This is a genomic window from Bradyrhizobium sp. Ken51 (assembly GCF_055807435.1).
The window spans coordinates 38,075-47,897 of sequence record NZ_JBVVPB010000040.1 but is presented as its reverse complement, the minus strand read 5'-3'; the positions used below and the strand labels follow the sequence as shown (position 1 = coordinate 47,897).

7 protein-coding genes and 2 pseudogenes are annotated in these 9,823 nt (G+C 59.7%); 4 read left to right on the top strand and 5 right to left on the bottom strand.

Annotated features, from left to right (window positions below):
* Window positions 1-421 precede the first annotated feature (421 nt).
* Both AC0L27_RS36475 and AC0L27_RS36470 read right to left on the bottom strand, forming a co-directional pair.
* On the bottom strand, window positions 422-1,627 hold the full coding sequence (locus AC0L27_RS36475; protein WP_409190678.1) for an MFS transporter: 1,206 nt from the start codon (window positions 1,625-1,627) through the stop codon (window positions 422-424).
* A gap of 1,087 nt (window positions 1,628-2,714) precedes the next feature.
* Complete coding sequence (locus tag AC0L27_RS36470) at window positions 2,715-2,921, bottom strand: cold-shock protein (protein WP_409192721.1); 207 nt, start codon at window positions 2,919-2,921, stop codon at window positions 2,715-2,717.
* A 415-nt stretch (window positions 2,922-3,336) separates the two neighbouring features.
* Between AC0L27_RS36470 and AC0L27_RS36465 the strand changes: the two genes are divergently transcribed.
* Complete coding sequence (locus AC0L27_RS36465; protein ID WP_473322584.1) at window positions 3,337-3,642, top strand: hypothetical protein; 306 nt, start codon at window positions 3,337-3,339, stop codon at window positions 3,640-3,642.
* A gap of 611 nt (window positions 3,643-4,253) precedes the next feature.
* Here AC0L27_RS36465 and AC0L27_RS36460 read toward each other — a convergent pair.
* From AC0L27_RS36460 to AC0L27_RS36450, 3 genes and pseudogenes are all read right to left on the bottom strand, one after another.
* Window positions 4,254-4,980, bottom strand: a pseudogene (locus AC0L27_RS36460) (IS91 family transposase).
* A gap of 66 nt (window positions 4,981-5,046) precedes the next feature.
* Window positions 5,047-5,877, bottom strand: a pseudogene (locus tag AC0L27_RS36455) (tyrosine-type recombinase/integrase).
* Between the two features lie 457 nt (window positions 5,878-6,334).
* Window positions 6,335-7,024 (bottom strand): IclR family transcriptional regulator, encoded by a 690-nt coding sequence (locus tag AC0L27_RS36450; protein ID WP_369726401.1) that lies wholly within the window; start codon window positions 7,022-7,024, stop codon window positions 6,335-6,337.
* Window positions 7,025-7,188: 164 nt separating this feature from the next.
* Between AC0L27_RS36450 and AC0L27_RS36445 the strand changes: the two genes are divergently transcribed.
* The 3 genes from AC0L27_RS36445 to AC0L27_RS36435 are packed head-to-tail and all read left to right on the top strand — an operon-like array spanning window position 7,189 to window position 9,791.
* The gene (locus tag AC0L27_RS36445; protein ID WP_473322581.1) at window positions 7,189-7,980 is read left to right on the top strand and encodes an ABC transporter ATP-binding protein; all 792 of its coding nucleotides are present in this window, start codon (window positions 7,189-7,191) and stop codon (window positions 7,978-7,980) included.
* Window positions 7,964-8,737: an ABC transporter permease gene (locus AC0L27_RS36440; protein WP_369726399.1), complete on the top strand. Its 774-nt coding sequence runs from the start codon at window positions 7,964-7,966 to the stop codon at window positions 8,735-8,737. The genes AC0L27_RS36445 and AC0L27_RS36440 overlap by 17 nt, the downstream gene beginning before the upstream one ends.
* Before the next feature lie 31 nt (window positions 8,738-8,768).
* Window positions 8,769-9,791 carry an ABC transporter substrate-binding protein gene (locus tag AC0L27_RS36435; protein WP_473322577.1) on the top strand — a complete coding sequence of 341 codons (1,023 nt, stop codon included), beginning with the start codon at window positions 8,769-8,771 and terminating at the stop codon, window positions 9,789-9,791.
* Window positions 9,792-9,823 lie beyond the last annotated feature (32 nt).

Below are 9,823 nucleotides of genomic sequence, written 5' to 3'. Positions count from 1 at the left end.
TTTGGCGATCTTTCTTCGAAAGATGGACTTCTCTTGCTTCGGGTATCATCCCGACGTTGAATCATGACTCACTTCCCAGGGAAAGTGGGTACTAGAATGCGGGGTAATCTCAGGACAGAGACATTGTTGTGTGGAAAGAATGCAAAAGTGCCCCGCAGTGCGGTAGACCATTCGACCGAATGCTCCTCGCAATGCCGCAACGGCGCAATCGCCCGAGATGTTCGCGTACATCGCCAGAAACTTCGATGCCGAGTTCCTCAACGAGTTCTCGGGCAAGGCCTGGCGTGGTGTTTCACCCCCTTCCACCGGTCCGCCTGGCTGCACGAACATTTTGGTCCAACGCTCGCGTACCAGCGGAAGGTTTCGTGCGACATTCGTGGTAGGGCACGCGGCGATCCGCGCTGTGGGCACGGCTGCGGCGTTATCCATCAAGCAAGGACCCCTTTTTTAGATCACCCTCTGGGGCCGCTTGCGGGAGAACTATCAGCAGAGGGATGATGACGACCATACCAGCTGCCAGCATCACTCCTGATGGGCCGGCTACAGTCAACATCTGGGCGCCAAGGACGGCTCCGAAGCCGATGGCCGAATTGATGACCGCCGAGTGCATCGCGGCAGCAGTCATTACTGTCGAACCGGCGGCGCGCAGGATCCAGGTCTGGAGTCCCGCGAACAGCGCCGCGACGGCAGCGCCCCAGATGACCAGCAAGACAAGGACCCGGCCTGTCCCCAAGTGGGGACCAAACGATCCAAGGCCTACGAGCGCCAGACACAGAGCAAGCAGCCCCGCAGTGATGATCGGCTTCATGAAGCGGTCGATGAGGACGCCCGCCAGGATGTTCCCCAGGAAGCCTGCTCCGCCAAAGCCGAACAACAGCGCGCCAATCATGACTTGGGCAACGTTTGGAATCTCGCTGAGGAATGGTTCTATAAATGTGTACGCCCCGAAATGCGCGGCCGCCATGAATGTCGTTACGGCATAGATCCCCAACAGGTCATGCCTGCGGCAGACTGATCCAAGCTCTCTCCATCCTGCTGGCGTCCCGGCCTGCATTTTCGGAAGAACTGCCACCATCAGGGCTGAGGTGATCAGTCCGATGGCGCCAATTAATCTGAACGCTGCGCGCCATCCGCTCACCTGACCGACGAAGTTCGCGAGCGGCACACCAACAACGGTCGCCATCGAGATCCCGCCGAATACGATTGCCATCGCAACACCCATACTGCGGGACGGCGCAATCTTAGACGCAACCGCAGCCGCCATGGCCCAATAGAAACCGTGAACGACAGCGCCCACCGTGCGTGCCAGCAACAACCCTTCGAAAGTGTGAGACATCGTCGCCGCAAACGTTGTTGCGGAAAGGATAAGAGTCAAGGCGATGAGTAGCGGCTTGCGAGGAAACTTCTGAAGCAGAACGGGCGACAACAGAGCGCTGGCAGCACCGATCCAGGCATAGAGGGCCACCGTGAGCCCGACCGCTGCCTGATCTCGTCCGAGATCGCGAGCGATCTGAGACAACAGCCCGATAGGTGCTATCTCTGCCAAGACGATGTGAAACGAGGCGATGCCTAGCACGATGACGGCGAGCCAGATGCGGAGCGAAGATTCTGTGCCGTCACTCGTCATTATTAAATATCACTGTACGAAGGATCCGCCCGTTTCATTTGTCGATGATCAGCCGCTGCTTGTACGCATTTTTCATCCATGGACGTGGCGCCGCATGGCATGGGCGTCTCTCCGGATGTTAATCGACCTGCTTCGGTGGTATCCGATCGTTACGGTTGCATGGGTCGTTCTCTCCATCAACTGCGAGAGTTGATAGTTGACACAGATAGGCGCCGACGCTTGATGCCGATCGGAAGCGCGATGTTTCAAGGTGCCGTGGCATGCGCTCGTTGAATTAGGAGGACCGATCGAGCTTTAGCATTGATGCTAGCAGCCGCTCCGGCTTTGAATCCTCAAGTAGGCATCAACGCGCGATGCCAACGGGCCGTATGTTGGTCCATGCGAAGCCCTAATGATGGACGGAAGCGCTCCGCGGTTACATAAATTAGACTACGAGGGGCACGGATCGGTGGTGGACGCCCGAAATGTCCCGGCTCAGCAAAATCCCCTTGGAATTCCGATAGGTGAGTTCGGCATTGCCTTCGTGCATCTCAAAATTCGATTTTCAGTTCTAGCCGGTTCGCTGCGCCAAGAGGTGAGGCTGCCCACAATCTACGAATTGCCTGGTTGTGAGCCCTCGAGGCTGGCGCCTTGACCCGATCCAACGTCCGGCGAAGGGAGCTCGCGCAGCACCCTGATATCGTAGCCCTCTCGAACCGCTCGAGAGTCCTTGGTTTCCCATCCCTTCGTTGGTCCACACTGTTGAACTCGCGCCGCAGCATCGGGTTTGATCAGCGCCGGCGCCACCACCTCCAGTCCAGGATGATCGGCGAGGATGACCTTCCGACCAATAAGCCGCTCGCGAGCGCGCTTCAAATCGCGCTATGACGAGCGGGCGGACCGACTGTTACCCGTCTACCAAACGGGACAAAGAGGCGACGCGCTAGCGAGCGTCGCTAGCTAGCTACGTTCTCTTGTATTCGGACCCACGAAACGTCAAAAATTGGCGAGAAATGAAACGACCCCAGTGCTTAAAGCGGCTGGGGTCGTTCCGAGGTAAGCGCCAGACTTGGGCGGGGGGCTGAGGCCAGACGCCTACGACATGAAATCAAACACGCAGATTTTCCGCACTGCTTTTACCACGCCTCGGGTCGACTTTAAGCTCGTAAGAGACTGCCTGCCCTTCCCGCAGGTCAGAGAGGCCAGCGCGCTCCAGGGCGCTTATGTGTACAAAAACATCTTGGCCGCTCCCATCCGGCTGAATGAAGCCGAAACCCTTCGTCGCGTTAAACCATTTCACAACACCCCTCGCCACTCCCGTTTCCCATTTGAGCAATACTGTAGAGTAGTTCTGGTCGGACCATTCGGGCGGCACCGATTCGCGCATTGACGCACAATCTCCGCTGCTTCGGCGTCAGCGTAGTTCGCTTGAGGAGTTCGAGTATGGCGAGCCTGGGCGATCATGCTTTCATGCCAGAGACCAGGCGCAGCCGACGGGTTTGACCCAGGTCGCATCGTTCTGATCTTCCATCCTGTTGCGTCACTTGGGTGACGAAGGTCACGTGGGTGGGTTCTCCTAGCAGGGAAGCCGCGAATTTCATCGGCCCAAATGGCTCATCGGCCACTATTTTGCGGACAAGCAGCGGCCTCGCAACTACCAAAAGGGGTAGCTGGACGAGCGTACCGCACCAAATTAGCATGCTCCCATGACTGTTCGGAGAACATGGAAGATGAACTGGAAGAAGGAACTGGAGGCGCTGGTTCAACAATCCGCGGCACTCGTAGAACGCGCACGGAGCGTAGCGCCTATTCCAAAGCTGATAGCACCCATCGCGCCAATCGCAAAAGCTTCCCCACCCGATTCTCCCCGGCGGTTGAGCTGGAACACCTCCGAGCGAGAGCACATCAGCAAACGAGTTGCGAATTTCAGAGCGCATCAAGAGCGCGTGCGCCGCGAGCGCGACGAATATTTTTCCCGCACGATGCAACGGACACGGGATCTCGCGAGAGGCCACGGCTCCGACGAACAGATGTAGGCGGTCGGACAGCTCGCGCAACTTTGCTAACAATCCGCCAAATCGCGCCAGAAGAGTCGACTGCGGCCGACCACCGGCTGGGAACGGCGAGTAGCCGTGAGAGTCGTACGAGTCTCCAAGAGACGCCCGTCACAGCCCATCTGAGGATTGCCGCGCGCTGCGGATTGCCGCGTGGTGTCCTCACGCCATAGATTGCCTTCGTACTGGATGCGCTGGGGCGCAACCACGCGATCGTTGTAGTTGCGCCGCCGACGCCCACACGAATCTGGCGCATGGATTTTGCACCGTCGAGGAAGGCGTGGGTGTTGATGCCCCTCGGGCTTAATCCAGTGTGAAGTTCGTTCTGGCCGAAGACGAGGACCAGAGCATGCAGCACGTTCGAGATCGGAAGGCCCGATCTGCTGGCTCGGCGCGTGAGGCAGAGACACGAGATGTGCGCATCGGGAAGAATTGAGATCAGACGCGCTTCACTGGAGATCGCGATGGCATTTTGCTGCATCGGACCGTTGTTGTCGCGCAGTGTGAAAGCACGGAGTCGACATCGTCCGCGATGATCGAGACGCTGGGAGCGAAATGACGAATGATGATCGTCGTGCACGGCATGACTTGGCTCACGATGTGTCGCATCGGAACGTTGATGTTCGAGGGCTGGAGCGTCTGAAGCTGTGTCGATAGCGCTCAATGATGCGCATGAGGCCACCACAATCGGGACAGGCAGGAACTTCGGCCCAGGTTTGAGCTTCCGAATCCACAGGCGGCGGCTAGCTGTCGTTTGGGGCTGTCTCATGATCGAGAAGTTCGCGGCAAAGGGCGAGCTTGGCAGCGCGATGCCGGTTGGCCATGAAGCCGAAGTGGCGGATGCGATGGAAACCGTCGGGCAGCGTATGAAGCAGGAAGCGGCGAATGAACTCGTCGGGCTTGAGCTTCATGATCTTGGTCGCGCCGTCCTGACGGTAATCCTTCCATGTGAAGGCAACATGATCGTTGTCGAGTGCGACGAGCCGGCTGTTGGCGATCGCGACGCGATGGGTGTAGCGGCCGAGATAGGCCAGCACCTGTGCGGGTCCGCCGAAGAGCCGCTTGGCGTAAGCAACCCAGTTGACGCGCTGCATGGCTTTGGATGCGACCAGCGAAAGCGTCGAGGGGACAATACCGATTCCGGCAGGAATTATAGGCGATCCGCGTCATGCCGCAGTCATTGCGGGCCTCGACGTGGCCGCCGAGCGCCTCGGTTCGGCACCCAACAATGGCGCTCATCACCCGCCGCTCCACGCGACCGAGATGACCGGCATGGTCACGACGATAGGGGGCGCCATGCCGGCGCAAGATATCGGCAATCTCTCGATGGCGGGTCGGTGCGGGCGGACGTCGGGGCGGGTCATAAGCCGGATCCCGGAGCCGTTGTCATGCCGATGGCGTCACCTCCAGCGACAGGCGGTCGAGCGGGCTCTGCGTCGCCCGGATCGTATGGGTGGCGACCTGCGTGTGGCGCGCCGTCGACGACGGATTATTGTGCCCGAGCGGAACCTGGATGATCCGGATGTCGATTCCGTTCTCCAGAAGATGTGTCGCGAAGCTGTGGCGCAGCGTGTGCAGCGTGACGCGCTTGGTCAGGGCCGCAGCCTTGACCGCCGAGCGGCAGGCGGCATGCGACACGGTCGGTTCAATCGGGTGACCTTCGTCGCGCCCAGGGAACAGATAAAGCCGCGGCCGGGCGAGCCGCCAGTAGGTGCGCAGGATGCCGAGCAGTTGGGACGACAGCATCACGTTGCGATCCTTCGCGCCTTTGCCGTGGCGCACCTGGATGACACCCGCGGGTGCTATCGATGTGTTCGATCCGCAGTCCCGCGACCTCGGCCTTGGGCCCGGCCGCATAGGCGGTGGTGAGCGCGCGCGGCTCTTCGGGCTCGACACCGCCTCGAGGAACTGCACCACTTCGTCGGCGCTGAGAACGACCGGCAGCTTGCGGGGCTCTCGCGCGTAGGGAATGCGCTCCGGGATGAGCGCCTCGCCGAGCGTGACGCCGTAGAAAAACCGTAGCGCACAGACGATGATCTGGTTCAGCGCCGGCCATGAGATGTCGGTCGAGACCAGATGCACCTGGAAGGCCCGGACGTCTTCCAGCTCTAACCGCTCAGGCGATCGGCCGAAATAGCGGCTGAACTTCGAAACCGCGCCGATGTAGGATCGCTGCGTCACCGGCGACAGATTGCGGACTGTCATGTCCTCGATCATGCGACGGCGAAGAGGGCTCAAATCGGCCGTCTCAATACTCCTGTCTGAGGGGGGCTCCAACACCCACATCCTCAGCCAGGAGGCGATCTACGCCAGCTCGCCACGCATGCCGCGACAGCGGCTTCGTTCAATCCCAAATCGATTCGGTCTAACCCCATCCGGCTTTAGGCCGCACAATCCGCGAAACGTCCTAACCGCGCTTGCATCGATGTCGGCGCGCCGCAGCTTGGCCGTCAGGCCATGACGGCTCCAGAACACGCGCACCAGCACACATCACACGAACACCGTAATAGCCTCGAAGAAGCCTCCCTCCTGATGCCCGTGTAGGGATGGGTGGCGTCGAGATCGAGGATGATCTGCAGGCCTCAACAATGCGAGAAATGCGCGCTACGCTCAGGAGAGGCCATTGCGGCACCCGCTGAGCTCTGCGTTATAAACAGAACGCTGCCATTGTAGCTCAGCGCTCACTTGCAGGCAGCAAACCAATCAGCGCTTTAGCCTCGGACTTCAGCACTTCAACGGCAGATTTCCGAGCATCTGCATCAAAGCGAGTGCGAATGGCGGAGACTGAGAGCGCGCCCCGCAATTTGCCATAGACATCGATTACGGGCACCGCTGCGGCCGCAACCTCAGGATCACGCTCGCCGATCGAGACGTAGAAGCCACGATCTCTGATCTTCTTTCCATCAGCTAATGCAAAATCGCGGTAAGCGGTAAGAACGCGGCCCGCAGCGCCGCGATCAATCGGCAATCGTTGTCCTTCTTCGAGGTGATGCCGGACGGAACGCGGAGAATTAACGCGATAAAGGCAAATGCGCTCGTCGCCCTCCGCGATGTAGAAGGATGCGGTCTCTCCGGTTGCTTCGACCAGACGATGGAGCGAGGGTCTGATCAGGTCACCGAGGTCGAGCCCACGCTGATAGAGCGCCCCAAGGCGCCATAGCTCCGGTCCGGGTCGAAATAGCCGGTCGGTCCCCCGCACCAGGAATCCGTCCGCTTCCAGGGATGCGGCAAGGCGAAGGACCGTGCTCTTGTAGAAGTCGGTCGCCTCGGCAATCTCGGTCAGCGTCATGGCTGCGCGCTCAGCGCCGAAGGCCTTGAGGATCGCCAGGGCGCGCCCGACCGCATCAACCCCGGTCTTTGCCATTGATACAGCCCTCGTGTTCTGTTCTGCAGAACAGATATCCAGAATGGATAGAAAGTCCAGTAGCTCATGCTCATCTGCGTTCTATGTTGCAGAATGCAATTGACTCCGGATATAGCGCCAGTTACCTGTTTTGAGCCTTAGAACAAGTTCTGCGGAGCGAAACAATGGAAGGGCAGCCGGCACTTGCCGTCGACCTGCGCGACGTGATGATTCGCTTCGGCGACTTCACCGCCGTGAAAAGCATGAACCTCCAGGTCGGCGAAACCGAATTCGTTGCAGTGGTCGGGCCGACCGGCTGCGGAAAATCGACCATTCTCAATAGTGTCACCGGACTGTTGAAGCCGGCCGCCGGCGAGGTTCGCATTTTCGGCAAATCGCTTAGAGGCCTGAACGGTCAGTCTGGCTACATGCTGCAACAGGAAGGGCTGCTGCCCTGGAAAACAGCCCAGGACAATGTCGGCCTCGGGCTGGTGTTTCAGGGAAGCTCGATCGCGAAAGCGCGCGAGCAGGCGCGGCCCTGGCTCGCCAAGGTCGGGCTGAAAGGCTTCGAGGAGCGCTATCCGCATCAATTGTCCGGCGGCCAGCGCAAGCGCGTCGCCATGGCCCAGACCCTGATCATGGAGCCGAAGATTGTCCTGATGGATGAGCCTTTCTCCGCGCTGGACGTTCACACACGCCGCCTCATGCATCGCATCCTGCTCGACCTATGGCAGGCGGACCGGCGCTCCCTCGTCTTCATCACCCACGATCTCGATGAGGCGATCACGCTGGCGGACCGCGTCGTCGTGATGTCCGCCGGTCCCGCGAGCCGCATGGTTGGTGATGTCAGGATCACGCTGCCTCGCCCGCGCGATGTCTCGGCACTGCAAACGACCGATGAATTCGTCGCGCTCTATCGTGAAATTTGGTCGCTGCTCGGCGCCGAAGTGGAGAAAAGCTATGCCACGCACGGGTAAGGTCGCTCTCACGCAGTTCGCCATCGTGCTTGGGCTGATCCTGATCTGGGAATTGGGCGTGCGGGCCGGGTTGATCGACCCGTTCTTCTTTCCGGCCCCGTCGACACTCATCGCAAGGATCGGAGAGTGGATGTCAACGGCCGACTTCTGGACCGATGTCAGCATAACACTGCTGGAGACGGTCCTGTCTTTCCTGGCTGGTATCGGGATCGGCACGGCGCTTGGTATCTGGTTGGGCTTAAGCCCGTTTGCGGCCGAGGTCCTTCAGCCCTTCATCAAGATGTTCAATGCGATCCCGCGCATCTTGCTGGGGCCCATTTTTGTCATCTGGTTCGGATTGGGCCTCACCTCCAAGGTCGCGCTGGGCGTGACGCTGGTTCTCTTTGTCGCATTCTTCAACACATTTCAGGGCGTTCGCGAGGTCAATCCGGTCGTGCTCGCGAATGCCCGCCTGCTGCGTGCATCGAAATCCTCCCTGCTGCGCCACGTCTACCTGCCGTCCGCCACCACGTGGATCCTGTCGAGCCTGCGGGTGTCTGTCGGCATGGCCGTGATGGGCGCGGTGGTCGCCGAATATCTCGGTTCGTCCGCAGGATTGGGGCACCTGATTGCGCAGGCCGAGGGTGTCCTCGATGCCACCGGCGTGTTCGCAGGAATCATCGTCCTCTCCGCCTTCGTCGTCGCCCTCGATGCCATCGTCGATCGCGTGGAAAAGCGGCTGCTGGTCTGGCGGCCGGCACCTGCCCACGAAGTTTGATCGTAGCGCTGCCATTCTCAAAGAGGTTCACATGCACGCTTTTCCACGACTGATGGTGGTCATCGCGATAGCCGCATTCCCGCTCATTTCAGCGCATGCCGCCGAGCCCGAAAAGACAAAATTGAAGATCGCGGTGGGATCACAGATCCTCAACTATATGCCTCTCGAGCTTGGCGTGAAGCTCGGTTCGTTTAAGGACCAGGACCTTGAGGTGACCGTCGAAAACTTCCAGGCCGGTGGTTCGAAGGCCTTGCAGGCGCTGATCGGCGGTTCGGTGGACGGGACGGTCGGCTTTTACGATCACACCATTCAGATGCAGGCGCAGGGCAAGCAAATTTCCTGCGTGTTCCTGCTCAATGACATTCCCGGCGTGTTGCTCGGTATCCGCAGCGACCTCGTTGACAAGGTCAAGTCTGGTGCCGACCTGAAGGGCCTCAAGCTCGGGATCACGGCGCCGGGGTCATCGACCGACACCATGGCGCGCTACTACATCAAGAAATCTGGGTTGGGCCCACGCGATGTGAACATCATCGCAGTTGGCAGCGGTGCACCCGGTATGGTGGCGCTCGAGGCCAAGAATATCGACGCACTCGTCTATTTCGATCCGATTGCGACCCTTCTCGCGCGCAAAAAGAGCGCGACGCCGCTCTTCGACGCGCGCACGCTCGAAGGCTCAAAGCAGGCCTTTGGCGGAATCTATCCGACCGCCTGTCTATACCTTCAGCAGAGTTTCATCGATAAGAATCCGGAAACGGTCCAGCGCCTCGTCAACGCCTTGCTCAAAACGCACCGCTGGATCAACACCGTGTCGACGGAACAGCTCGTTGACGCGGTGCCTGCTGGCTACAAGACCGACAATCGCAAGGTGAACATCGAAATCATGAACGCGTCGAAAGCGCTGTTCTCGTCAACCGGTCAGATGGACATCGAGGCGGCCAAGGTGCCGTTGGCCATCCTTAGCGACTTTGATCCGAAGATCGGTGCCGCAAACATCGACCTGGCCAAGACCTTCACTAACCGTTTCGCGGAACGCGCCGCGCAGCAGCTGAAATAGCTGCCCGGACCAGGATCTCGTGATCGGATCAT